This is a genomic window from Leisingera sp. XS_AS12, from assembly GCF_041224635.1.
Lineage (GTDB): Bacteria > Pseudomonadota > Alphaproteobacteria > Rhodobacterales > Rhodobacteraceae > Leisingera.
Genome location: NZ_JBGFGM010000126.1, coordinates 105,044 through 128,073, shown reverse-complemented (window position 1 = coordinate 128,073; position 23,030 = coordinate 105,044). Strand labels below are relative to the sequence as shown.

Genomic DNA, 23,030 nt, shown 5'->3' with positions numbered 1-23,030 from the left:
AGCGGCAGCGCGGCGAACACGCTTGCGAAGTTTTGCCAAAGGCGGCAATAGGTTTCCATGACACAAGCGCCAAACACTTCAGCCCCTGCCATCCTGTGCATCGGATCGGTCCTTTGGGACATCATCGGCCGCTCGAGCATGGAAATGCAGCGTGGCTCCGACATGCCCGGTCGCATCACCCGTCTCCCCGGCGGCGTGGCGATGAACATTGCCATGACGCTCGCCCGTTTCGGCATGACACCTGCCCTGCTGACCTCGATCGGGCGCGACCCTGAGGGGGACGAGCTGATCAATGCCTGCGGCCACCTCGGGCTGAACACCGACCACGTCTACCGCTCCGAGGATCTGCCCACCGACCGCTACATGGCGGTAGAGGGCGCCAACGGGCTGATCGCCGCCATCGCCGACGCCCATTCGCTGGAAGCGGCAGGCGACAAGATCCTGCGCCCGCTGTCCGACGGCGCGCTTGGCACTCTCGAGGCCCCCTACGCGGGCCAGGTGGCGCTGGACGGCAACCTGACCCTGTCGCTGCTGGACGAGATCGCCGCCAGCCCGGCCTTTGCCGCCGCCGACCTGCGCGTGGCCCCTGCCTCACCCGGCAAGGCTGAACGCCTGCGCCCCTTCCTCAGCCGCAGCCGCGGCACGCTCTACGTGAACCTCGAAGAGGCCGGCATCCTGTGCCAGGCTGAGTTCACCGACAGCGAGACCGCTGCAAAAGCCATGCTCGCGCGCGGCGCGGCGCGGGTGCTGGTGACCGATGGCGGCAAATCCGCAACCGAGGCCAGCGCCGCAGGCGCCATCACCCTCGAGCCGCCCCGCGTTACCGTGGCCCGCGTCACCGGGGCGGGCGACACCTTCATGGCGGCGCATATCGCCGCCGAAGCCGGCGGCGCCGACCGCCGCACCGCATTGACCGCGGCGTTGAAAGCCGCCGCCACCTACGTTTCAGGAGAACCCCCGCTGTGATCGACATCCGTTATTCCGCCGAGGTCCAGTCCGCCAAGGATGAAGGCCGTGCCATCGTGGCGCTGGAAAGCACCATCATCACCCACGGCATGCCCTACCCGCAGAATGTCGAGGTCGCCGCCCAGGTCGAGCAGGACATCCGCGATGCAGGCGCCGTGCCCGCCACCATGGCAGTCCTGGACGGCGTGCTGCACGTTGGTCTCGAACCCGAGCAGCTGCAGGCGCTGGGCCAGGCCAAGGGCGTCGCCAAGATTTCGCGCGCCGACATGCCCGCCTGCATCGCCACCGGCGGCACCGGCGCCACCACCGTAGCCGCAACCATGATCGCCGCTCGGCTGGCGGGCATTTCGGTCTTTGCCACCGGTGGCATCGGCGGCGTGCACAAGGGGGCCGAGACCTCCTTCGATATCTCCGCCGACCTGCTGGAGCTGGCCCAGACCCCGGTCACCGTGGTCGCAGCCGGCGCCAAGGCCATTCTTGACGTCCCGAAGACCCTGGAAGTGCTGGAAACCCAAGGCGTGCCGGTGATTGCCTACGGCCAGGACAGCTTCCCCGCCTTCTGGTCGGCGCAATCCGACCTGAAGGCACCGCTGCGCATGGATGACGCCGCCCAGATCGCCCGCGCCCACGCAACCCGGCAGGCGATGGGCCTGCCCGGCGGGCAACTGGTCGCCAACCCGATCCCGGCCGAGGACGAGATCGCCGCAGAAGACCTCGCCCCCGTGATCGCGCAGGCCCAGTCCGAAGCGGATGCGCAAGGCATCGCGGGCAAGGATGTGACGCCGTTTCTGCTGTCCCGGATCTTTGAATTGACAGAAGGACGTTCGCTGACCGCGAACATCGCACTGGTGCGCAACAACGCGCGACTGGCGGCCCGGATCGCCCAGGAACTGAACAAACTGGCATAATGACTTGATTTTGGGGGCGGCCCCCATTGCTCCGCCCCCATTCAATGCCTAGGTTCATTTGGAAATTTCCGCAAAAGCTGACCAGATGACAACGCCCTTCGACGAAGAACCCCACCGCCGCCCCGGACTGTTTTCAAGGCTGCGCGCCTCTTTCTTTACCGGCATCGTGGTGATTGCCCCGGTCGGCCTGACAATCTGGCTTCTGTGGTCCGTCATGGGGTGGATCGACAGCGTGGTGCTGCCGCTGGTGCCGCATACGTTTCGTCCTGAACAATACATCGGGATCAACCTGCGCGGCGTCGGGCTGATCATCTTCCTGTTGTTCACGGTCATCGTCGGCTGGATCGCCAAGGGCATCATCGGCCGGTCGATGATCAGCTTTGCCGAAAGCCTCGTGGACCGGATGCCGGTGGTGCGTACCGTCTACTCGGGTATCAAGCAGATCTCCGAAACCGTGTTCGCCCAATCCGAGCGCAGCTTTGAAAAGGCCTGCCTGGTACAATACCCGCGCAAGGGCATCTGGGCGATCGGCTTCATCTCCACCACGGCCAAGGGCGAGATTGCAAACCGTGCCGAAACCAGCGGCAAGCTGATGAGCGTCTTCCTTCCCACGACGCCGAACCCGACCTCGGGCTTTCTGCTGTTCGTTCCCGAGGAAGACGTGATCGAGTTGGACATGTCGGTCGAGGATTCCGCGAAACTGGTGATTTCCGCAGGCCTCGTCTACCCCAACCCCAAGGATCCCAGCCAACCGCTGACAGCGGACAGCGGCCGGGGCGCGCGAAAGAGCGCCTAACTGAACATCTCCGGCAGATCAACCGAGGACCGCTCGCCCAGGTTGCCCCAGTCGCGCTCCAGGAACTTGTCAGCGGCGGCGCGCCCTGCCTGTTTCAACCGCGCCAGGATCTGCGGCACCGGAACCAGCTTGGTGGTCACGGACAGCTGAGTCATCAACGCATCGTCGGAAATCATGTGGACCCGGACCGCCTTCATCCGCCCCGGCTCCAGCGTGCCATCCGCCAGCAGCCGCTGCACGAAGTTGATCGCCCGCAGTTCGCGCAACAGCGAAGAATTGAAGCTGATCTCGTTCACCCGGTTTCGTATCTGTTGCGGCGTCTTGGGGATTTCATCACGTTCCAGCGGATTGATGTTCACGATCACCACGTCGCCGGGCAGGTTTTCGCGGAACAGTGGGAACAACGCGGGATTTCCGGTGTAGCCACCGTCCCAGTAGGCCTCGATCCGGCCCGTCCGGGGATCCTCGATTTCCACCGCTTGAAACAGATCAGGAAGACATGCCGAAGCCAGAATGGCGTCGGTCCCGAGCTCCTCCCCCTGGAACACCCGGATCTTTCCGGTCCGTACACAGGTCGCGCAGACGAACAGTTCCGGCCCCTCATCGGCACAGACATTGGCAAAGTCGAAGGCCTCGACCACGTCGCGCAGCGGGTTGCGATAGAACGGCCCATAGTGGTACGGCGAGACGACCTGGCTCATCGTATCCATTGGCGAGAACGGCACCATCGCCTCCCAGGTGCTGGCCATGGCCACGGCATCAAAGCGCGTCAGCCAATGGGCAAATCGCATATCGCCCACGGCGCCCATCTTGCGCCACAACCTGTCCAAGGCGGCCTTGGCACCTTCGCGCCCGCCCTGCACCATGCCCGACTTGAACGCGGCACCGTTCAGCGCGCCGGCAGAGGTGCCGGTGATCGCCGCCACCTCCAACCGCTCTTCTTCCAGCAGGCGGTCGAGAACGCCCCAGGTAAAGGCCCCGTGGGCGCCGCCCCCCTGCAGGGCAAGATCAATCCGTTTCACCATCGCGTTTTCGCCCCTTTCGCCTGTGCCGCCTCAGAGCAGGCAGGAGGCGCAAGACAGAGCCGCCCCTCTCCCGCCTGCCGATCGCGCGCCCTTAAAGGGCGGTCCAGCCGCCGTCGACGCTGATCGTCGTGCCGGTAATCTGCGCTGCCGCGTCGGAGCACAGGAACACGGTGGTCCCTCCCATCTGCTCGACAGTGGCGAATTCGCGACTGGGCTGGCGCTCCAGCATCACCTTCTTCACCACATCCTCGCGGCTCATGTTGTATTTTTCCATCGTGTCCGGGATCTGCGCCTCCACCAGAGGTGTCAGCACGTAGCCCGGGCAGATTGCGTTACAAGTGATCGGCTCCTCCGCGGTTTCCAGCGCGACAGTCTTGGTCATGCCCACCACCCCATGCTTGGCCGCCACATAGGCCGATTTGTAGGGCGATGCCGTCAGGCCGTGGGCCGAGGCGATGTTGACAATCCGTCCCCAGCCTGCCGCCCGCATCTTCGGCAGCGCCGCCGCCATGGTGTGATAGGCCGACGACATATTGATCGCGATGATCGCGTCCCACTTTTCCTCGGGAAAGCTCTCGATCGGGGCAACATGCTGAATGCCCGCGTTGTTCACCAGGATGTCACAGGCCCCGGCCTGCTCGATCAGGGCGCGGCACTCGCTCCCCTTGGACATGTCCGCCTGAATATAGTGGGCACCAACGCCGAATTCGGCCGCAAGTTGACTGGCAAGTTCATGATCCTCGGCGCGATCCGTAAAGGAATTCAGCACCACATCGGCGCCAGCCCGGGCCAGTTCGCGCGCGATGCCCAACCCGATCCCGGAGTTCGACCCGGTGATAACGGCGGTTTTTCCTTTCAACGACATTTGGCTATACCCCTCAGCTGTCGGTTCCTGGCCGCACTGTGCCATGCTGCAACTGCAAAATAAACGCGTAGGAGTACGGAAAGATCCACACGTTTTGCCGCGCGGACAGCCTTGGCAACCGGAGCCGTGTCACCAAAAAAAACGCCCGCGCGAGGCGGGCGTCAGTTATTGAGGCAGGTTTCATACAGGCAAGAAACCTATCGAGCAGTGACCCCTTTATAAGCAATTTCCCAGTTTCATCCAAGCTAAAAGTTTGAAAAGACGGTGGAGCGCGCCTAGCGTGATCGCGCAGGAAAACAAGGGCCGTCGGGGATTGTAGGCAAAATGAGAAAAGAAAATTTCCGGATTTTTCGGGCTGCATGGGCAGGAATCACCTTGGCTTTTACCGCCAATTTCGCCTTGGCAGAATCAGCTCATGGCATAGCTATGTATGGGGACCCGGCTCTACCACCGGATTTTGTGTCCCTGCCCTATGCCAACCCCGACGCGCCCAAGGGCGGACGGGTTGTCTTTGGTAACACCGGTGGCTTTGACTCGTTGAACCCGTTTCAACTTAAAGGCACCGTCCCCTGGCAACTACGCTACTGGAGCTATGAGAGCCTGATGGGTCGTTCCTGGGACGAACCCTTCACCCTTTACGGGCTGCTAGCCGAATCGATTGAGGTGCCCGAGGATCGATCCTGGGTCGAATTCACCCTGCGGGAGGAAGCCCGATTCTCCGACGGGAGCCCGGTCACCATCGAAGACGTGATCTGGTCCTACGAGACCCTGGGAACCAAGGGACACCCCCGCTATCGCGGTTTCTGGACCAAGGTCGAAAGCATTGAACAGACCGGCCCGCGCAAACTCAGGATTGCGTTCAATACGCAGGATCGCGAGTTGGCGCTGATTGCCGGAATGCGGCCGATCCTCAAGAAGTCCCAATGGGAGGGCAAGGATTTCGCCACCGATACCGTCGACGGCGCGCCCATCGGGACCGGCGCCTACGTCGTGTCGGACTACGAAGCCGGGCGTTACGTCACGCTGCAGCGCAACCCCGATTACTGGGGCGCCGATCTGCCGTTTCGCGCAGGAACGCAGAACTTTGATGAAATGCGCATCGACTTTTTCGGCGATGAGACCGTCCTGTTCGAAGCCTTCAAGGCGGGTGAGCTGAGCGCGGTGCGCGAATTCAATGCCGACCGCTGGGAGGTCGCCTATGATTTCCCCGCCGCCACACGTGGCGATATCGTGAAGACCGAAATCCCTCATCAACGCCCGTCCGGGATGACCGGCCTGGTGATGAACACCCGCCGCGCGCCCCTGGACGATTGGCGCGTGCGCGAGGCGCTGTTGCTGGCGTTCAATTTCGAATACATCAACGGCACGATCACCGGCGGCAGCCAGCCCCGCATTCAGTCCTATTACTCGGGTTCTGTTCTGGGCATGCGCCCAGGCCCGGCAGAAGGTGCCGTACGCGAGCTGCTGGAACCCTTCGCCGACGACCTGCCTCCCGGCACGCTGGAGGGCTATAGCCTGCCCGAAGGCGATAGCAGTGAGCGAAACCGAAAGGATCTGCGGCGCGCAGCCAAGCTGCTGGTTGAGGCCGGCTGGACCGTGCAGGACGGCGTGCTGCGCAACGACGGTGGAACACCGCTGGAACTGACCGTTCTTATCCGCCAGGGCGACAGCGAGATGGACACGGTGATCGGCATCTATGGGCGCGCATTGGAGCGCCTCGGCATATCGCTTAAGGTGGAGACCGTCGATAACGCCCAATTCGTCGAGCGCGAGACGAATTACGATTTTGACCTCACACGTTACCGCCGGGAACTGTCTCTTAGCCCGGGCAACGAACAGCGCTATTACTGGGGGAGCGAGGGGATTACCGAACCCGGCAGCCGCAACCTGATGGGCATGAACAGCCCGGCCGCCGAAGCGATGATCGATGCGATGCTAACGGCCAAGGAGCCGGAGGATTTCGTTCACGCCGTGCGCGCGCTGGACCGCGTTTTGACCGCTGGTCGCTACGTGATCCCCTTCTGGACCTACGACGTGGGCAGGATCGCGCATAAGAAAGAACTGCGCTTTCCCGAGACACTGCCGATCTACGGCGACCGGACCGAGTTCATGCCGCATGTCTGGTGGCATCAGCCTGAGTAAGGCATTTGGTGTCGCCGCCACTGCCCCTGCAGGGACAGATAGGGCGGCGACACCTCCTCTCTCCGGATTACCCTCTAACACCCCACCCTTGCATTTTCGCAAAACGATCCTGTGCGCATTCTGGCCTTCAAGCACGTCGAAACTGCTCCGAACGGCGGGCGAGATATGAGCTTTGAATTGCCCCTCGGGCACACCGCCCAACGGCCCAGGCAACATCCGACAACGTCAAACTGTCACCTTGGATAGCCCCCAACGCAGCGGTGCTTCGACACGCGCCAGACGGACCGATCGGACGACAATGCGCTAGCCCCATCGCGCGCGGCCCGGAGCACCAGCTGCCGCCAAAGCACCGCAAACGAACCATCGCATCCAGCCATCTTTCGGCGTCCATCGGACTGTGATTTCGGCCGGGTGACCGGCGACTTTGAGGGCGGGCCACGCCGCTGCGCTTGACGCCCTGTTATCAGGTCGTCGAAAAAATGTTAGGATGGGCATCCAACCATCGTGAACCGTTTGTCAGGGAGTGCCCCCAATGCCTGTACAAGCAGCAGCTGCCAGCTGGATTGACAGGATGCCACGCATCAAACAGCGCTTTCCACATTTGAAGGCCAAGAACGCCCCATCGCTATTGGATGACCGGGACAAATTCGTCGCCTATCTGGCCCGCACCCATCACCTCACGCTCACCGAGGCAAGAGAAGAGGTCGATGACTTCCTCTATGTCGAAAGCCTGCTGCGCGAGTTGGACGGCCAGCCGCAACATTAGCGAAGCTGGTCCACTGGCCCCGAAGTGGATCAGGCCAGCGAGGTTACCCAGAGGATCATTGCATCTTCCGGGCTGGTGGAAATCACGTTGTGCCCCATGGCAGCGTCGTAATAGGCGCTGTCCCCACGACGCATCTCGATCGGCTCGTAAAATTCCGTGTAAAGCTTGATGACACCGGTGAGCACGTACAGGAATTCCTCGCCGTCGTGGCGCACCCAGCCGTCGAATTCCTCCATCGACCGCGCGCGAACACGGGCACGGTACGGCAGCATCTGCTTGCGGGACAGGCCGTCCGCCAGCAGCTCATGCTCGTAGGTGGCGGTGGCATGGGCCGCGCCATCGCCGGACTTGGTCACCGTCATCCGCCCGTTCACCTGGTCCCTTTGCGGCGGGGTAAACAGCTGCGGCACGGAGATTTCCAACCCTTCGGCCAGCTTCTTCAACGCCTCGTAAGTCGGTGACATCTGGCCATTTTCGATCTTGGACAATGTCGAGCGCGCCAGCCCTGCCTGATTGGCCGCGTATTCCAGCGTCCAGTCCCGCGCCTTGCGCAGTTCGCGCACGCGGGCTCCCAGATCCAAGGGTTCAGCAGTCTCGTCCGAGCCGCTGGCGCGGGCAATGGTAATCAGGGATTTCGGGTCACGGGCTTTCATGCGCTCTCTATAATCCGCGCCAACGCCGCTTGCAACGCAGGAGCGCGCGGGCTAGCCAATTGTGATGCTATCCATTTCCGACACCTCCGCCGCGGCGGTGCCCTGCCCAACGTCGTTCAACATGGCCGCCCATGTGCTGCGCCACGCCGAAACACAACCGGACAAGACCGCGCTTTCGATCGTGGATGGCCCGCGACATACCGACTGGAGCTACGCGGAGCTGGAGGCCGCGGTTCGGGGCACTGGCACCGGCCTGCTCCAAGCCGGGCTGCGCCCGGGTGACGTGGTGCTGATGCGGCTCGGCAATACGGTGGAATTTCCGATTGCCTACCTGGGCGCGATTGCCGCCGGGCTGGTGCCGGTGCCGACCTCGGCCCAGCTGACGGAACCGGAGACCGCGCGAATGATCGCCCTCCTGAAACCGGCAGCGGTGCTGCGGGATCCAGCCATTTCCTGCGCGAGTCACCCCTGCCAGATCACGACCGTGTCTCTGGTGGCCATGCGGGATCTGGCCCCTTGCGACTACGACATGGGCAGCCCGGACCGGTCGGCTTATATCGTCTTCACCTCCGGAACCAGCGGAAATCCGCGCGCCGTGCTGCATGCCCATCGGGCGGTCTGGGCGCGGCAGATGATGGTCTCCGGCTGGTACGCGCTGAGGCCCGACGACAGGCTTCTGCATGCGGGCGCATTCAACTGGACCTTCACGCTTGGCACCGGGTTGATGGACCCCTGGGCCGCCGGGGCCACAGCCTTGGTGCCCGCGCCCGGCACCAGCCCCGAAGCACTCCCGCAAATGCTGCGAGACCATCGCGCCACGCTCTTTGCCGCCGCGCCAGGTGTCTATCGGAAAATGCTTCGCGCCGACCTGCCGCCCCTGCCGGATCTGCACCACGGGCTTTGCGCAGGTGAAAAGCTGAACCCTGCGATCTTGGCGCAATGGAAACGGGCAACCGACCGCCCCCTGCACGAAGCCTTCGGCATGTCGGAGTGCTCCACCTTCATCTCATCCTGTCCGGAGCAGCCCGCGCACGACGGCAGCCTAGGGCAGCCCCAGCCCGGACGGCGGGTCGCCATCCTCGGCGCCGAAGGACCAGTGCCAAGGGGCGAGCCCGGCACCATCGCCGTCCACCGCAGCGACCCGGGACTGATGCTGGGATACCTCCATGCCGAGGCCGAGACCGCCGAACGATTTCAGGGCGACTGGTTCCTGACTGGCGATCTCGGCGTGATGCACGCCGACGGTCAGATTCACTATCTCGGCCGCGATGATGATATGATGAACGCGGGCGGGTACAGGGTCTCTCCGATCGAAGTTGAAACCGCATTGGCTGCGCATCCCGGCCTCGCACAGGTCGCGGCTGCTGCGGTCGAGATCAAGCCCGGCGTGCAGATCATCGCCGCTTTTTACACCGGTCCCGAAGAAGTGAGCGTTTCCGAGCTGGAGGCCTTTGCCTCCGCCCGGTTGGCGCGATACAAGCAGCCCCGCGCCTATGTCCATCTCGACAGCCTGCCGCTGGGCGCTAACGGAAAATTGCGCCGTCGCGCCCTGCCCGCTCTGTTCAAAGGAAACCCAAGATGACCACTGTCAAACTCGACATCCTGTCCGATCCGATCTGCCCCTGGTGCTATATTGGTAAGACACATCTGGACAAGGCCCTGGCAGACGTTCCGGATCACCCCTTCGTGATCGAATGGCACCCCTTCCAGCTCAATCCCGACATGCCACGCGAGGGCATGGACCGACGCGAATATCTCGAGCGCAAGTTCGGCGGCAAGGAAGGCGCGGTGAAGGCCTATGCCCCTGTGGTAGAACACGCCGAGAAGGCCGGGCTGTCGATCAACTTCGAAGGGATGACGCGCACGCCGAACACGCTGGATGCGCACCGGTTGATCCACTGGGCGGGCATCGAAGGCAAACAGTCGCTGATCGTCGATGCGCTTTTCGAGGCCTATTTCATAAAGGCCAGGGACATTGGAGACCACGATGTGCTGACCGAACTGGCCGAGGAAGCCGGTCTGGACGCGGCCGCCATTCGTCGGCTTCTCGAAGGTGACAGCGACGTCGAAACCATCCAGAGCCGCGATGCGCACTCCCGCAAGATGGGGGTCACGTCGGTGCCGACCTTCATCGTTGCCAATCAGCATGCGGTTCCGGGCGCCCAGCAGCCCGAGCTGTGGAAACAGGTCATCGCGGATATCCAGCAGCAGTTGGCCAACGCGGAGTCCGACTGACACCGCCTTTGAAACCTCGCCACGGCGGCGGGAAACTGCTTAGCATCGCAACAATGCACAGCGTTTTGTGCGGCTCGGGATATGGCCCGGTTGTCGCATTCATGCTAGCGGAAACGCAAGGCTCGCAGACCGGCGCCGATCCCCGGTGCCGCCTGTAGCCCCGTTAGAGGTTTCAGATGAATATTTCCGCCAAGCCCGGCGTCTCAAAAGCCGAGTTCATCGCGCTTATCGCGATGATGTTTGCCACCATTGCCTTTTCCATCGACGCAATGCTGCCTGCCCTGCCCGAAATCGGTCAGGCCCTCAGCCCCGGAGACATCAATCGCGCCCAATTGGTGCTGACGGCATTTGTGCTGGGCATGGGGATGGGCACCTTTTTTACCGGCCCCCTGTCAGACGCATTTGGGCGCAAGCGCGTGATCGCAGGCGGCGCCATCCTTTACATCGCGGCGGCGCTGGTCGCCTGGCGCGCGCAGTCGCTTGAGCTGTTGCTGGCCTCGCGCGTCGTGATGGGGCTCGGCGCTGCCGGGCCACGGGTGGTCGGTCTGGCAATTGTGCGCGACCTGTTCTCCGGGCGCGAAATGGCGCGGATCATGTCGATCGCGATGATGATCTTCACGCTTGTCCCTGCCATTGCGCCGATGCTGGGCGCGGGCATCATCGCGGTTTCCAGCTGGCGCGCCATCTTCCTTGCGTTCACCCTGTTTGCGCTGGTGATCATTGCCTGGATGGGCCTGCGCCTGCCCGAAACCCTGCCAAGACAGAACCGCCGCCCCTTCCGCATGCCACTGCTGATGGGCGCGGTACGCGAGATGTTCGCCCATCCCAGCGTGCGCCTGTCCATCATGGTGCAAACCCTGTGCCTTGGCATGCTGTTCACGATGCTGACGATGGTGCAGCAGGTCTACGATGTCATCTTCGACCGCGGGGCAAGCTTTCCGTTCTGGTTCGGCTTCGTGGCGCTGATGTCTGGCAGCGCCAGCCTGCTGAATGCCGCCATCGTGGTGCGTGTCGGCATGCGCCGAATTGTGACCTGGTCGCTCGGAGCCCAAATCCTGTTCTCCGCCACGATGCTGCTGCTGAGCACCCAGGCGCTGCCGCAAACCTTGATGTTCGGCCTGTTCGTGGCATGGCAGACCAGCGTTTTCTTTCTGGCGGGCACCACGCTCGGCAATCTGAATGCCATGGCGATGGAGCCGATGGGCCATATTGCCGGCATGGCGGCCTCGGTCACCGGAGCGGTTTCAACCGTACTGGCGGTGGCCATCGCGGCTCCGGTCGGGCTGTTGTTTGATGGCACCCTGCTGCCGCTTGGCACCGGCTTGCTCACGATGACCTGCCTGGCCTTTACGCTGATGCTGCGCATGGCCCATATCGAGGCCCGCCTGCCCGCGGAATAACCCCGCATCGCAACCTGCGGTCAGCGGTATGCGTAAACAAAACATGGCCAAGGAAACCCCGGTTTCCTTGGCGCCCTTCAGGCCTAGGCTTTTGCCTTGGCCTTTTTCTTTTCCGCGACAACCTTTTCGGCCAGATCGCGGGCAATGGCGAACGCCCCCTTGATCTTGTCGCTGTCCTTTTTCCAGTCACGGCGGACGACGATCTTGTTGTCCTTCACCTTGGCCAGACCGTTCTGCGCCTGGATGAATTCCACCAGACCTTGCGGCGAGGCGAACTTGTCATTGTGGAACTGGATCGTTGCCCCCTTGGGGCCACCATCCATCTTGGCGATGCCTGCGCGTTTGCACATCGCCTTGATCCGCACCACCAGCAGGAGCGTGTTCACCTCCTTGGGCAGTTTGCCGAACCGGTCGATCAGCTCGGCCGCAAATCCTTCCAGCTCCACCTTGGTCGAAAGCGACGACAGGCGGCGATAGAGCCCCAGACGCACGTCCAGATCCGGCACATAATCCTCGGGGATCAACACCGGCACGCCGAGGTTGATCTGCGGCGCCCATTGGTCGTCGGTGTCGGCCAGCCCTTCGGCTTCGCCCGATTTGATCTTGGCAATCGCCTCTTCCAGCATCGACTGGTACAGCTCATAGCCCACGTCGCGCATCTGGCCGGACTGCTCTTCGCCCAGAAGATTGCCTGCACCCCGGATATCAAGGTCTTGCGAGGCCAGCGTAAAGCCCGCGCCCAGGGTGTCGAGCGAGCCGAGAACCCGCAGGCGTTTCTCGGCTGCAGGCGTCAGCCGCTGGCGCGGCTTGGTGGTGAGATAGGCATAGGCGCGGGTTTTGGAGCGCCCGACCCGCCCGCGGATCTGGTAGAGTTGCGACAGGCCGAACATGTCGGCGCGGTGCACCACCATCGTATTCGCGGTCGGAATATCCAGCCCCGACTCCACGATCGTTGTTGCAAGCAATACGTCATATTTGCCGTCGTAAAAGGCATTCATGCGATCATCGAGCTCACCCGCGGCCATCTGGCCGTGCGCCACCACGTAAGTCAACTCCGGCAGCTGCGCGTTCAGGAATTCCTCGACCTCCGGCAGATCGCTGATGCGCGGCACCACATAGAAACTCTGGCCGCCCCGGTAGTGCTCACGCAGGAGCGCCTCGCGGATGGTAACGCTGTCGAACTCGCTGACGTAGGTTCGGATCGCCAACCGGTCCACCGGCGGTGTGCCGATGATCGAAAGATCCCGCACGCCGGTCAACGACAGCTGCAACGTGCGCGGAATCGGCGTTGCGGTCAGGGTCAGCACATGGATGTCGCTGCGCAGCTGCTTCAGACGCTCCTTGTGGGCAACGCCGAAATGCTGCTCCTCGTCGATGATCAACAGGCCGAGGTTCTGGAACTTGATATTCTTGGCCAACACCGCGTGGGTGCCCACCACGATGTCGACGGTGCCCTTGGCCAGTCCCTCGCGGGTCTGGCTCGCTTCCTTGGCTGTAACAAACCTGGACAACTGCCTGACTTGCAATGGAAACCCGCGGAACCGCTCGGCAAAGGATGCGGCGTGCTGGCGCGCCAGCAGAGTGGTCGGAGCCACCACGGCCACCTGCAGCCCCGACATGGCGGCGACGAAGGCCGCACGCATTGCCACCTCGGTCTTGCCGAAGCCCACGTCGCCGCAGATCAACCGGTCCATCGGCTGACCCGAGTGCAGATCCTCCATCACATCCTCGATGGCGCGCAGCTGATCGTCGGTCTCCTGATAGGGGAAGCGGGCCGAGAACTCCTCCCAGGCATGCGGCGGCGGATCCATCACCGGGGCCTTGCGCAGGGCGCGCTCGGCGGCGATGCGGATCAGCTTGTCCGCCATCTCGCGGATGCGTTCCTTCAACTTGGCCTTCTTGGCCTGCCATGCGCCACCGCCCAAACGGTCCAGCAACCCTTCCTCGTGGCCGTATTTGGACAACAGCTCGATGTTTTCGACGGGCAGGTAGAGCTTGGCCTGTTCGGCGTATTCCAGCAGAATGCATTCATGCGCGGCCCCCGCCGCCGTGACCACCTCCAGCCCCTTGTAGCGGCCGATGCCATGGTCCACATGCACCACCAGATCACCGGGGCTGAGCGATTGGGTCTCGGTCAGGAAGTTCTCTGCCTTGCGGCGCTTCTTCGGCGCGCGGATCAACCGGTCACCCAGCACGTCCTGCTCCGAAATCACCGTCATGTCCGGCGCCTCGAACCCGTGCTCCAGCGCCCAGACCGCCAGATGCAGGCCAGACTTGCCGATGCGGGTGCCGTCCATCACCGGGATCGCCTCCGCCAGCCCCTCATCCTCGATCAGCCCGGCCAGTCGTTCACGCGCGCCTTCGGAATAAGAGGCGACAACCACCGGCCCGACTTGCATCCGCGCTTTGATATGCTCCGCCAAAACCCCGAAAAGGCTAATCTTTTCCTGCTGCCGCTCGGGTGCGAAATTGCGACCGATGCGCCCCCCCGCATCCACCGTGCCCGGACCCGAGGCCTGCGGCAGGGGGTGAAATTGCACCACCCGGTGGTTGCTGGTGGCCTGTTCCCAGGCGCCGTCATCCAGATACAGCAGCCCCGGCGGCGTCGGCTTGTAAACGGTGTCGAGCCGCCCTTTCTGCGCCATGGCATGCTTGCGGGTCTGGTACTGATCCTCAATCGTGTCCCAGCGCGCCAGCCGCGCCGGTGTCACCTGATCGTCCAGCGTGACCGTGGCCTGCGGCAGGTAATCGAACAGGGTTTCCAGTTTTTCGTGAAAGAACGGCAGCCAGTGTTCGATGCCTTGATGTTTGCGCCCAGCGCTCACGGCCTCGTACAGCGGGTCATCCGTGCCCGCGGCACCGAATTCGATGCGATAGTTCTGACGGAACCGGGTGATCGCCGCCTCGTCAAGGATCACCTCCGAAACGGGCGCCAGCTCCACCACCTCGAGCTTTTCGGTGGTGCGCTGCGACACCGGATCGAACCGGCGTGCCCCGTCCAGAACGTCCCCGAACAGATCCAGCCGCACCGGCCCGCTTTCCCCCGGGGGAAAGATGTCGATGATCCCCCCCCGGATGGCGTAGTCCCCCGGCTCCATCACCGTCGGGCTTTGCGTAAATCCCATGCGGACGAGGAACTTGCGCAGCGCGTCTTCATCGACCCGCCCGCCGACCCGCGCGGTAAAGGCGGCTTCGCGCAGCACGGATCGCGCGGGAACCCGCTGGCTGGCCGCGTTCAGCGTGGTGAGCAGCACGAACTGCCGGGGCATCTCATGCACGAGGGCCGCCAGCGTCGCCATACGGGCGGCAGAGATGTCAGCATTCGGAGACACCCGGTCGTAGGGCAGGCAGTCCCATCCCGGAAAGACGAACACCGGCATATCGGGCGCAAAGAAGGCCAGCGCCGCACGCATCGCCTCCATCCGCTTGTCGTCGCGCGCCACATGCAGCAACGGCGCGCCAGAGCTTTGCACCTCTTTCAGGATCAGCCGGGCATCAAAGCCTTCGGGCGCACCGCCCATGGTGATTGCACGCTGTGCCATGCCGTTTTCCTCTTCAAACCCTCGAACCCACCCGGCTCACGCCTCGGTCAGAATGCGCCGATCGTCAGGTTTTGATACATGCCCCAGAAGGCGGTTATGATAATCGCGACGACACCGACCATCTGGATATACAGTCGGCAAAAGGCCAGACGCCGCCGCAGAACCCTGCCCGTTGCCGCTTCGCGCGCGATACGGCGCGCGGTGGCAAAGGTGATGACGCTCACGATGGCCATCGGGAACAACAACAAGAAGACCGCCTGTGCGATCTCCATCAAGTAGCCAAAACCCAGAACCGCTAGCCCGCTCAGGAGGAAACAGGACAGCGCCACCAGCCACGGGCCGGACACCTCGGCGATATACAGCATCCGGTTCACATTGACCCGTGTGATATCCTCCAGATCGCGTTCCGCCTGGCCGCCCTTGCGCGCGGCCCTGTGCACCATGTCGTAGGGCACCCCCAGGATCCAATGACTGGCCGAGGACCACAGGACCGCCAGCGCGATCCAGTACCACAGGTTGGAAAACGACCGCAGCTCAATCATTTCGTAGATAATCTGAAGAAGATCCACGCCTGCCCCCTTCTGCGGCCCCGGAAATTCGGACCGCAATTGCGTCAACCGGCCCTATATCAACTGCCCGGCCCGCGCAGGCAAGACCATGGCGTCGATAACTTGAAAGCCGCGGCCAAACCGCACCTTGCCAGTTCAGCCGCTTGTGCGCCCAGCGCAGGTATGCCACCCATGGGCCAATCAACCTGAGAGTCCTCCATGAAGCCTACCGTTGCGCCCTTCCCCGCCGCTCGCCTGCGCCGCACCCGTGTCAGCCAGCCCATCCGCGACCTGGTGCGTGAAAACGCCCTGACCACTGCCGATCTGATCTGGCCGATCTTCGTCCGCGAGGGCGAAGGCCAGATGGAGCCTGTCGAGTCGATGCCCGGGGTTCTGCGGCGCTCGGTCGACAAGGTGGCGGAGGCTGCGGTCGAGGCACAGGCGCTGGGGATCCCGGCGATCTGCCTGTTTCCCTATACCGATGCGTCGCTGAAAACCGAGGACTGCGCCGAGGCATGGAACCCGGACAACCTGACCAACCGGGCCATTCGCGCCATCAAGCAGGCGGCACCGGACATCGCGGTGATGACCGATGTCGCGCTGGATCCCTACAACATCAACGGCCATGACGGTTACGTGGTGAACGGCGAGATCGTCAATGACGCCTCGGTCGAAGCCCTGGTCAAGATGACCTTGGCCCAGGCCGAGGCGGGTGCCGACATCATCGGCCCCTCCGACATGATGGACGGGCGTATCGGCGCCATGCGGCGGGCCCTGGAGCAAGCAGGCCATCCCAACGTGACGATCTTGTCCTATTCCGCCAAATACGCCTCGGGCTTTTACGGTCCGTTCCGCGATGCGGTGGGCGCCTCGGGTGCGCTGAAGGGCGACAAGAAGACCTACCAGATGGATCCCGCCAACAGCGACGAGGCGCTGCGGCTGATCGAACGCGACCTGATGGAAGGCGCGGACATGGTGATGGTCAAGCCGGGTATTGCCTATCTGGATATCTGCCAGCGCGTGAAGTCCACCTTCGGCGTGCCCACCTTCGCCTACCAGGTGTCCGGGGAATACGCGATGATCCAAGCCGCGGCACAGAATGGGTGGATCAACGGCGAGCAGGTGATGATGGAAAGTCTGATGGCCTTCAAACGGGCGGGCTGCAACGGTGTCCTGACCTATTTCGCGCCCGAGGCCGCCCGGCTGCTGAACGGCTGAGCCCACCTGAACGTTTCAGCGGGAAGCCGCCGCCCACGTCTGCCCGGCAGATGACAGGCAGCGGTTTTCCGCGTATAACCGCGCCAGCGCCGGAGCCAACCGGCCATGGCACAAACCATTACAGGCACCCGAGAAAATGAGCAGCTCATCCTCCCCCACCCTGACCCGCCGCAGCTTTGCCCTTGGCGCGCTGGCCGCCACTGGCGTCACCGCCGCCTGTGGCAACGGCGTCGGCACCAAGAACGGCGCGATCATCGATGCCCGCGCAGATGCAACCCTGCGGCAGATGTACAGCCAATATCCCAACACCCGCACCCTGGCCGATAAGGCCAGCGGCATGCTCGTGATGCCCCTGGTCACCGAGGCGGGCTTCATGCTGGGTGGGGCCTACGGGCGCGGCGTGCTGCGCATCGATGGGGTGACGGTGGACTACTATTCGGCGATCAAGGGCAACGCAGGCCTGCAGCTCGGCGCCCAGCAGCATTCGCATGTCCTGTTTTTCATGACCCCCAAGGCGCTCGCCGACTTCCGCCGCTCCAGCGGCTGGGTGGCCGGTGCCGACATCGAAGCCGTGGCGAACAACGAAGGCGAATCCGTCACCGCCGACACCAATACGCTGACCTCGCCCGTGCTGGCGGTGGTCTTTGGTCAGGCCGGCTTCCGCATCGGCGCAACCGTGGAAGGCACGAAATACACCCGGATCATCCCCTGACCGTAACGATGTCGACCAGGCCCAAGTCGGCCTGATCCGGGCACCCAGGAAAAACTATGGCCTTTCCGTCGGGAAAGGCCATTTTGGTTTCGGGTGTCTTGGTTTCAGGCGTCCGGCGATCAGCCCAGTTCGCGCAGCCGCTTGAACAGCGACGAGGTGTCCCAGCGACCGCCACCCATCTTCTGAACGTCCTTGTAGAACTGGTCCACCAGCGCGGTCACCGGCAGGCTGGCGCCGGTCTCGTCAGCGGCGTCCAGGCAAATACCCAGATCCTTGCGCATCCAGTCCACGGCAAAGCCGTGTTCGAAATGATCGTCCAGCATCGTCTCGTAACGGTTCGACATCTGCCAGCTGCCCGCCGCGCCCTGGCTGATCACCTCGACCACCGCACGCCCGTCCAGCCCCGCCTTCTCGGCAAAATGGAGCGCCTCGCTGAGCCCCTGCACGAGACCGGCAATGGCGATCTGGTTGCACATTTTGGTCATCTGCCCCGCGCCGCTCTCGCCGATCCGGCGGCAGATTCGGGCGTAGGCATCCATCACCGGTTCCGCCCGCGCATAGGCGTCCGCATCGCCGCCACACATGACCGAAAGAACGCCGCCTTCGGCACCGGCCTGACCGCCCGAAATCGGCGCATCGACAAAGGCGATACCCTGCTCGCGCCCCGCCGCGTAAAGCTCGCGGGTCACCTTGGCCGACACGGTCGTGTGATCGACGAATACCGCCCCCTCGGCCAGACCTGCGAATGCACCGTCTTCGCCCAGGCAGACCGACCGTAGATCGTCGTCATTGCCAACACAGGCCATGACGAATTCTGCCCCGTCCGCAGCCTCTCGCGGCGTCTTGGCAAAGCCGCCGCCGTGCTCTGCGGCCCAAGCCTCGGCCTTGGCCGTGGTGCGATTGTAGACGGTCACCTCGTGCCCTGCGGCCTGCAAGTGCCCCGCCATCGGATAGCCCATCACACCGAGACCCAGAAACGCGATTTTCGCCATGTGCTTTTCCCCTGTTCAGACTTCGCATATGTTGGCGACGACACTACCACCCGGCCCTCCGCGTGCAATCCGCTGGAGGCCGGAAACAACAAATTGAACCGGAAAAACACTGCTGATGCGACATCTCTTTCGCTGGCTTCTGCGCCTGACCGCAGGCCTCATCCTGCTTTGCGTTCTGGCAGTTGCCCTGGTCTACTACCTCGCCTCGCAATCGCTTCCGGACTATGACAAGGATATCGCCCTGCCCGGCCTGTCCTCCCCGGTCGAAATCGTCCGCGACAACGCCAACGTTCCGCATATCTTCGGCAGCTTCGGCGCCAGTGACGACAGCGTGTACTATGGCCTCGGCTATGCGCACGCACAGGACCGGCTGTGGCAGATGGCGGTGCTGCGCCGGACCGCCCAGGGCCGCCTGTCCGAGGTCTTCGGGAGCCGCACGGTGGAGACCGATACCTACCTGCGCCGACTGGACCTGTACCGGCTGGCGCAGCAATCGGTCTCCGTCCAGTCCCCCGAGGCGATGGCGGCACTCACCGCCTATGCGGCCGGCGTCAACGCCCGCCTGCAGGAGATCAATGAAAAGGCGCTTGGCCGGGGCGCGCCGGAAATGTTCCTGTTCAATATGCCGATGGCTCCGTGGCAGCCCGCGGACAGCATCGCGATCATGAAGTTGATGGCGCTGCAGCTCTCCGGCCACATGAAGGAAGAAATCCTGCGCGCCCGCACCTCTCTGGCGTTGCAGGACGGCGATCGGTTGCGCGACATCCTGCCCGATGCACCAGGCAGCGGCCTGACCGCCCTGCCGGAATACGCCGAACTGGTCCCCGGCGCAGGCCTGCATCAGGCGTCCAGCCGACGCGCAGCACGCACCGACACGACCGAGGACAGCCTGCTGTTCCCTGTCGCGCCACGCGGCCTTGCCGGGGCGTCAAATGCCTGGGCCGCAGCCCCCAGCCGGTCGGCCGCGGGCGGCACGCTTCTTGCCAATGACCCCCACCTGGGCCTGTCGGCGCCCGGCGTGTGGTATCTCGCCCGGCTCGAACTGGGCACAGGCGCGGTGATCGGCGGCACCATCCCCGGCATCCCGGCGGTTCTGACCGCTCGCTCTGACAGCCTCGGCTGGGGGGTGACCTCCTCCTACCTCGATGATCAGGATCTGTTCATCGAACGGCTGAACCCGGACAACCCGCAAGAATATCTGAGCGTCGACGGCTACAAGAAATTCGTCACCCGACCGTCGATCATCCAGATCAAGGACCAGCCGCCGGTCACCCTGACCCTGCGCTGGACGGACAATGGCCCCGTGCTGCCGGGCTCGATGTTCAACCTCGCAGATATCACCCCGCCCGGCCACGTCGTTTCGCTTGCCTGGACCGCGCTCAGCCCGCGCGACACGTCGATGACCGCAGCCCTGGCGCTGATGCGCAGCGGCACGGTGGCCGAAGCCATCGATGCGGGCAAGGATTTCATCGCCCCGTCGCAAAACCTGACGCTGGTGGATCGCGAGACCATCGCGCTCAAGACCGTGGGCGCCTTCCCGCAACGCGACGCCGCCCACCAGAGCCGGGGCCGCATGCCAAGCCAGGGCTGGCGGCCAGAGAACCGTTGGAAGGGCCGCGCGCCCTACGAGGACAATCCCCAGTTCGTTTCTCCGCAGGGCGGGATCCTTGGGAACACCAACAACAAGATCCTCGAACGCCCCTTCCCCAATCACATGTCCTATGATTGGGGGGACACCCAGCGCATCCACCGGTGGCACAAGCTGATGCAGACCCGCGAGGTGCACACCCGTGACAGCTTCATCGAGGCGCAGCTCGACACGGTGTCCTATACCGCCCGCAGCCTGTTGCCGCTGATCGGTGCCAACCTGTGGTTCACCGGTGAGGCCGCGCCCGCTGGCACACCGGAGCGGCAGCGCCAGATCGCCTTGTCACTGCTGTCGGAATGGAACGGGGAGATGAACGAGCACCTGCCGGAGCCGCTGATCTACGCGGCCTGGCTGCGCGCTCTTCAGGCCCGGCTGATCACCGATGACCTTGGGCCGCTGGCCAAGAGCTTTGGTCATGTCGAGCCGCTGTTCATCGAACGGGTGTTTCGCAACGTCGATGGGGCCTCTGCATGGTGCGACGTCCGCCAGAGCGCGCCCAGAGAGACCTGCGAGGACATGGCCCGGCTGGCGCTCGACGACGCCTTGGTCTGGATCTCGGAGCGCTACGGCAGCGCGCTGGAATCGCTGCGCTGGGGCGATGCGCACCAGGCCACCCAAGACCACCCGGTGCTGGGCGAGGTGCCGATATTGCGCTACTTTGTGAACATCCGCCAGTCCACCAGCGGCAGCGACAACACCCTGCAACGGGGCAAGACCTCGGGGCGCGACCCGGATCCGTTCCACAACGTCCATGCTGCCGGCTACCGCGGCGTTTATGATTTCGCCGATCCCGACAGCTCGGTGTTCATCACCTCGACGGGGCAGTCCGGCCATCCGCTGTCACGTTATTACGACGACATGGCGCAGCTGTGGCGCCGGGGCGAATACATCCCGATGTCCCTGGATGAGGAGCTGGCCCGCGCCGCCGCCGTGGGGATCACGCGGATCACACCCCGAGACTGAGAATAAAAAACGGGCGCCGCGGCGCCCGTTTTCATGTCCAGACTACCGTCAGGATCACAGTTTTCGATACCGCGCCTTCTGCCGGTCGGTCCACAGAACGGTGACCTCGAACCCGCTGTCGGTCTGCTCCTCTTTCTGGACCAGATCCTCCTTGAACAGCCAGGCACGCTGCTTGCCCTCGGCAAAGCTGAGGTTGAGAACCTCCTCGTGGCGCACCCCCTGTAGCTTCTCGGCGATGTCGCGCAGAAGGTCATCCAAACCCTCACCAGTCAGCGCCGAAATCGCGTGGATCCCCTCCTCTCGCGCGGCGCGCTGACGACGGGCCTCCGCCTCGTCTTCAGGCAGCTGATCCAGCTTGTTCCAGACCTCGATACGGGCGCGGTTGTCCTCCACCCCGAGCGACGCGAGAATCGCCTCGACATCTTCGGCCTGATTCTCGCTCTCGGCATGGCTGATGTCGCGCACATGCAGCACCACATCGGCGGCCAGAACCTCCTCCAGCGTGGCGCGGAAGGCGGCGACCAGCTCGGTCGGCAGATCCGAGATGAAGCCCACCGTGTCGGACAGGATCACTTCCGGCCCATCCGGGATCTGCACCCGTCGCATGGTCGGGTCCAGCGTGGCGAACAGCATGTCCTTGGCCATTACCTCGGCACCGGTCAGCCGGTTGAACAGCGTCGATTTCCCGGCGTTGGTATAGCCTACCAGCGCGACGATCGGATACGGCACCTTGGCCCGAGAGGCGCGGTGCAGCGTTCGGGTCTTCACCACCTTGTCGAGCTGCCGACGCAACCGCACCAGCTGGTCGTCAATGGCCCGCCGGTCGGCCTCGATCTGGGTTTCGCCGGGTCCGCCGACAAATCCAAGACCGCCTCGCTGACGCTCAAGGTGGGTCCACGCCCGCACCAGGCGGGTGCGCTGATAGCTCAGCGCCGCCATCTCGACCTGCAGAACGCCCTCACGCGTGGCCGCACGATCCGAGAAAATCTCGAGAATCAACCCGGTCCGGTCGAGGATCTTGACCTTCCACGCCTTCTCGAGATTGCGCTGCTGAACGGGTGTGACCGGCCCGTCGATCAGAACCAGTTCGACCTCGTTCTGTTTGAAGACACCGGCCAGTTCTTCGATCTTGCCGGAGCCGAATAGCATGCCTGCGTGCGCCTTGGGCAGGCGCACGACGTTTGACCCGACCACGTCAAGGTCGGGCAAGGCCGCTGCCAGGGCAACGGCTTCTTCCAGTGCGGGACCGGCATCGCGGCGCCCGCTGTCTGACTTGATTTCCGGATGCAGCACCCAGGCCCGGGTACGCTTCCTGTCATGCTCCATCAATTGGAGTCTTCACCCTCATAGAGACTGATCGGCTGGGCCGGCATGATGGTCGAAATCGCGTGTTTATAGACAAGCTGCGACTGTCCGTCGCGGCGCAGCAGCACACAGAAATTGTCGAACCAGGTGATAACACCCTGCAGCTTGACCCCGTTGATCAGAAAAATTGTGACCGGAACCTTGGTTTTGCGAACGTGATTCAGGAAGGCATCCTGAAGATTCTGTCTGTCCGAAGCCATTTTTTATTATCTCGCCTTTGTTCTTGCAGCGCGCTGCGGACCAGCACGCATGTTGCAGTCGATTATGGACCCAGAATTGGCAAGTT

Annotated in this window: 19 protein-coding genes; 11 read left to right on the top strand and 8 right to left on the bottom strand. The window is 63.5% G+C overall.

Annotated features, from left to right (window positions below):
- Nucleotides 1–57 precede the first annotated feature (57 nt).
- The 3 genes from AB9K35_RS20915 (at nucleotide 58) to AB9K35_RS20905 (ending at nucleotide 2,670) form a co-directional block, all read left to right on the top strand.
- The gene (locus AB9K35_RS20915; protein ID WP_369929135.1) at nucleotides 58–966 is read left to right on the top strand and encodes a PfkB family carbohydrate kinase; all 909 of its coding nucleotides are present in this window, start codon (nucleotides 58–60) and stop codon (nucleotides 964–966) included.
- Nucleotides 963–1,874 (top strand): pseudouridine-5'-phosphate glycosidase, encoded by a 912-nt coding sequence (locus AB9K35_RS20910; RefSeq protein ID WP_369929133.1) that lies wholly within the window; start codon nucleotides 963–965, stop codon nucleotides 1,872–1,874. Before AB9K35_RS20915 ends, AB9K35_RS20910 begins: the two co-directional genes overlap by 4 nt.
- 85 nt (nucleotides 1,875–1,959) lie before the next feature.
- The gene (locus tag AB9K35_RS20905; protein WP_222453249.1) at nucleotides 1,960–2,670 is read left to right on the top strand and encodes a DUF502 domain-containing protein; all 711 of its coding nucleotides are present in this window, start codon (nucleotides 1,960–1,962) and stop codon (nucleotides 2,668–2,670) included.
- Here AB9K35_RS20905 and AB9K35_RS20900 read toward each other — a convergent pair.
- Both AB9K35_RS20900 and AB9K35_RS20895 read right to left on the bottom strand, forming a co-directional pair.
- Nucleotides 2,667–3,695: a patatin-like phospholipase family protein gene (locus AB9K35_RS20900; protein ID WP_369929131.1), complete on the bottom strand. Its 1,029-nt coding sequence runs from the start codon at nucleotides 3,693–3,695 to the stop codon at nucleotides 2,667–2,669. The two genes, AB9K35_RS20905 and AB9K35_RS20900, sit on opposite strands and share 4 nt — an antisense overlap.
- Before the next feature lie 91 nt (nucleotides 3,696–3,786).
- Nucleotides 3,787–4,560 (bottom strand): 3-hydroxybutyrate dehydrogenase, encoded by a 774-nt coding sequence (locus AB9K35_RS20895; RefSeq protein ID WP_369929129.1) that lies wholly within the window; start codon nucleotides 4,558–4,560, stop codon nucleotides 3,787–3,789.
- A gap of 324 nt (nucleotides 4,561–4,884) precedes the next feature.
- Here AB9K35_RS20895 and AB9K35_RS20890 point away from each other — a divergent pair, with 324 nt between their 5' ends.
- Together AB9K35_RS20890 and AB9K35_RS20885 are read left to right on the top strand one after the other, a co-directional pair.
- On the top strand, nucleotides 4,885–6,702 hold the full coding sequence (locus AB9K35_RS20890; protein ID WP_369929127.1) for an extracellular solute-binding protein: 1,818 nt from the start codon (nucleotides 4,885–4,887) through the stop codon (nucleotides 6,700–6,702).
- A gap of 532 nt (nucleotides 6,703–7,234) precedes the next feature.
- The gene (locus AB9K35_RS20885; protein WP_369929125.1) at nucleotides 7,235–7,468 is read left to right on the top strand and encodes a hypothetical protein; all 234 of its coding nucleotides are present in this window, start codon (nucleotides 7,235–7,237) and stop codon (nucleotides 7,466–7,468) included.
- Nucleotides 7,469–7,497: 29 nt separating this feature from the next.
- Here AB9K35_RS20885 and AB9K35_RS20880 read toward each other — a convergent pair whose 3' ends face one another.
- Nucleotides 7,498–8,121 (bottom strand): XRE family transcriptional regulator, encoded by a 624-nt coding sequence (locus AB9K35_RS20880; RefSeq protein WP_222453254.1) that lies wholly within the window; start codon nucleotides 8,119–8,121, stop codon nucleotides 7,498–7,500.
- Between the two features lie 64 nt (nucleotides 8,122–8,185).
- On the opposite strand from AB9K35_RS20880, the gene AB9K35_RS20875 reads away from it, so the two are divergent.
- The 3 genes from AB9K35_RS20875 (at nucleotide 8,186) to AB9K35_RS20865 (ending at nucleotide 11,756) form a co-directional block, all read left to right on the top strand.
- On the top strand, nucleotides 8,186–9,703 hold the full coding sequence (locus tag AB9K35_RS20875; RefSeq protein WP_369929123.1) for a class I adenylate-forming enzyme family protein: 1,518 nt from the start codon (nucleotides 8,186–8,188) through the stop codon (nucleotides 9,701–9,703).
- A complete protein-coding gene (locus AB9K35_RS20870; protein ID WP_369929121.1) occupies nucleotides 9,700–10,356 on the top strand; it encodes a DsbA family oxidoreductase in 657 nt (218 codons plus the stop codon). Before AB9K35_RS20875 ends, AB9K35_RS20870 begins: the two co-directional genes overlap by 4 nt.
- Nucleotides 10,357–10,532: 176 nt before the next feature.
- On the top strand, nucleotides 10,533–11,756 hold the full coding sequence (locus tag AB9K35_RS20865) for a multidrug effflux MFS transporter (RefSeq protein ID WP_369929119.1): 1,224 nt from the start codon (nucleotides 10,533–10,535) through the stop codon (nucleotides 11,754–11,756).
- Between the two features lie 83 nt (nucleotides 11,757–11,839).
- Here AB9K35_RS20865 and mfd read toward each other — a convergent pair whose 3' ends face one another.
- Together mfd and AB9K35_RS20855 are read right to left on the bottom strand one after the other, a co-directional pair.
- Nucleotides 11,840–15,298, bottom strand: coding sequence for a transcription-repair coupling factor (mfd, locus tag AB9K35_RS20860; protein WP_369929117.1), 3,459 nt, complete (start codon nucleotides 15,296–15,298; stop codon nucleotides 11,840–11,842).
- A gap of 47 nt (nucleotides 15,299–15,345) precedes the next feature.
- Nucleotides 15,346–15,867, bottom strand: coding sequence for a component of SufBCD complex (locus tag AB9K35_RS20855; protein WP_369929115.1), 522 nt, complete (start codon nucleotides 15,865–15,867; stop codon nucleotides 15,346–15,348).
- 198 nt (nucleotides 15,868–16,065) lie between these two features.
- On the opposite strand from AB9K35_RS20855, the gene hemB reads away from it, so the two are divergent.
- The gene (gene hemB, locus AB9K35_RS20850; protein ID WP_222453260.1) at nucleotides 16,066–17,064 is read left to right on the top strand and encodes a porphobilinogen synthase; all 999 of its coding nucleotides are present in this window, start codon (nucleotides 16,066–16,068) and stop codon (nucleotides 17,062–17,064) included.
- Nucleotides 17,065–17,200: 136 nt separating this feature from the next.
- On the top strand, nucleotides 17,201–17,776 hold the full coding sequence (locus AB9K35_RS20845; protein WP_222453261.1) for a YSC84-related protein: 576 nt from the start codon (nucleotides 17,201–17,203) through the stop codon (nucleotides 17,774–17,776).
- Nucleotides 17,777–17,895: 119 nt separating this feature from the next.
- Here AB9K35_RS20845 and AB9K35_RS20840 read toward each other — a convergent pair whose 3' ends face one another.
- Nucleotides 17,896–18,768 carry an NAD(P)-dependent oxidoreductase gene (locus AB9K35_RS20840; protein ID WP_369929112.1) on the bottom strand — a complete coding sequence of 291 codons (873 nt, stop codon included), beginning with the start codon at nucleotides 18,766–18,768 and terminating at the stop codon, nucleotides 17,896–17,898.
- 115 nt (nucleotides 18,769–18,883) lie between these two features.
- Between AB9K35_RS20840 and AB9K35_RS20835 the strand changes: the two genes are divergently transcribed.
- Complete coding sequence (locus AB9K35_RS20835; RefSeq protein ID WP_369929110.1) at nucleotides 18,884–21,379, top strand: penicillin acylase family protein; 2,496 nt, start codon at nucleotides 18,884–18,886, stop codon at nucleotides 21,377–21,379.
- Between the two features lie 54 nt (nucleotides 21,380–21,433).
- Here the strand turns inward: AB9K35_RS20835 and hflX are convergent, their stop codons facing one another.
- Entirely contained in the window at nucleotides 21,434–22,705 is a 1,272-nt protein-coding gene (gene hflX / locus AB9K35_RS20830; protein WP_369929108.1) for a GTPase HflX, read from the bottom strand.
- Nucleotides 22,705–22,944, bottom strand: coding sequence for an RNA chaperone Hfq (hfq, locus tag AB9K35_RS20825; RefSeq protein ID WP_005611588.1), 240 nt, complete (start codon nucleotides 22,942–22,944; stop codon nucleotides 22,705–22,707). The genes hflX and hfq overlap by 1 nt, the downstream gene beginning before the upstream one ends.
- Nucleotides 22,945–23,030: the final 86 nt, after the last annotated feature.

What these genes read in the sequence shown, in the direction of transcription:
- AB9K35_RS20870 (WP_369929121.1), top strand. Translation starts at nt 9,700, where the DNA reads ATGACCACTGTCAAACTCGACATCCTGTCCGATCCGATCTGCCCCTGG.
- AB9K35_RS20885 (WP_369929125.1), top strand. Translation starts at nt 7,235, where the DNA reads ATGCCTGTACAAGCAGCAGCTGCCAGCTGGATTGACAGGATGCCACGC.
- AB9K35_RS20840 (WP_369929112.1), bottom strand. Translation starts at nt 18,768, where the DNA reads ATGGCGAAAATCGCGTTTCTGGGTCTCGGTGTGATGGGCTATCCGATG.
- AB9K35_RS20895 (WP_369929129.1), bottom strand. Translation starts at nt 4,560, where the DNA reads ATGTCGTTGAAAGGAAAAACCGCCGTTATCACCGGGTCGAACTCCGGG.
- hemB (WP_222453260.1), top strand. Translation starts at nt 16,066, where the DNA reads ATGAAGCCTACCGTTGCGCCCTTCCCCGCCGCTCGCCTGCGCCGCACC.
- AB9K35_RS20865 (WP_369929119.1), top strand. Translation starts at nt 10,533, where the DNA reads ATGAATATTTCCGCCAAGCCCGGCGTCTCAAAAGCCGAGTTCATCGCG.
- mfd (WP_369929117.1), bottom strand. Translation starts at nt 15,298, where the DNA reads ATGGCACAGCGTGCAATCACCATGGGCGGTGCGCCCGAAGGCTTTGAT.
- AB9K35_RS20880 (WP_222453254.1), bottom strand. Translation starts at nt 8,121, where the DNA reads ATGAAAGCCCGTGACCCGAAATCCCTGATTACCATTGCCCGCGCCAGC.
- AB9K35_RS20875 (WP_369929123.1), top strand. Translation starts at nt 8,186, where the DNA reads ATGCTATCCATTTCCGACACCTCCGCCGCGGCGGTGCCCTGCCCAACG.
- AB9K35_RS20845 (WP_222453261.1), top strand. Translation starts at nt 17,201, where the DNA reads ATGAGCAGCTCATCCTCCCCCACCCTGACCCGCCGCAGCTTTGCCCTT.
- AB9K35_RS20900 (WP_369929131.1), bottom strand. Translation starts at nt 3,695, where the DNA reads ATGGTGAAACGGATTGATCTTGCCCTGCAGGGGGGCGGCGCCCACGGG.
- hflX (WP_369929108.1), bottom strand. Translation starts at nt 22,705, where the DNA reads ATGGAGCATGACAGGAAGCGTACCCGGGCCTGGGTGCTGCATCCGGAA.
- AB9K35_RS20835 (WP_369929110.1), top strand. Translation starts at nt 18,884, where the DNA reads ATGCGACATCTCTTTCGCTGGCTTCTGCGCCTGACCGCAGGCCTCATC.
- hfq (WP_005611588.1), bottom strand. Translation starts at nt 22,944, where the DNA reads ATGGCTTCGGACAGACAGAATCTTCAGGATGCCTTCCTGAATCACGTT.
- AB9K35_RS20905 (WP_222453249.1), top strand. Translation starts at nt 1,960, where the DNA reads ATGACAACGCCCTTCGACGAAGAACCCCACCGCCGCCCCGGACTGTTT.
- AB9K35_RS20915 (WP_369929135.1), top strand. Translation starts at nt 58, where the DNA reads ATGACACAAGCGCCAAACACTTCAGCCCCTGCCATCCTGTGCATCGGA.
- AB9K35_RS20890 (WP_369929127.1), top strand. Translation starts at nt 4,885, where the DNA reads ATGAGAAAAGAAAATTTCCGGATTTTTCGGGCTGCATGGGCAGGAATC.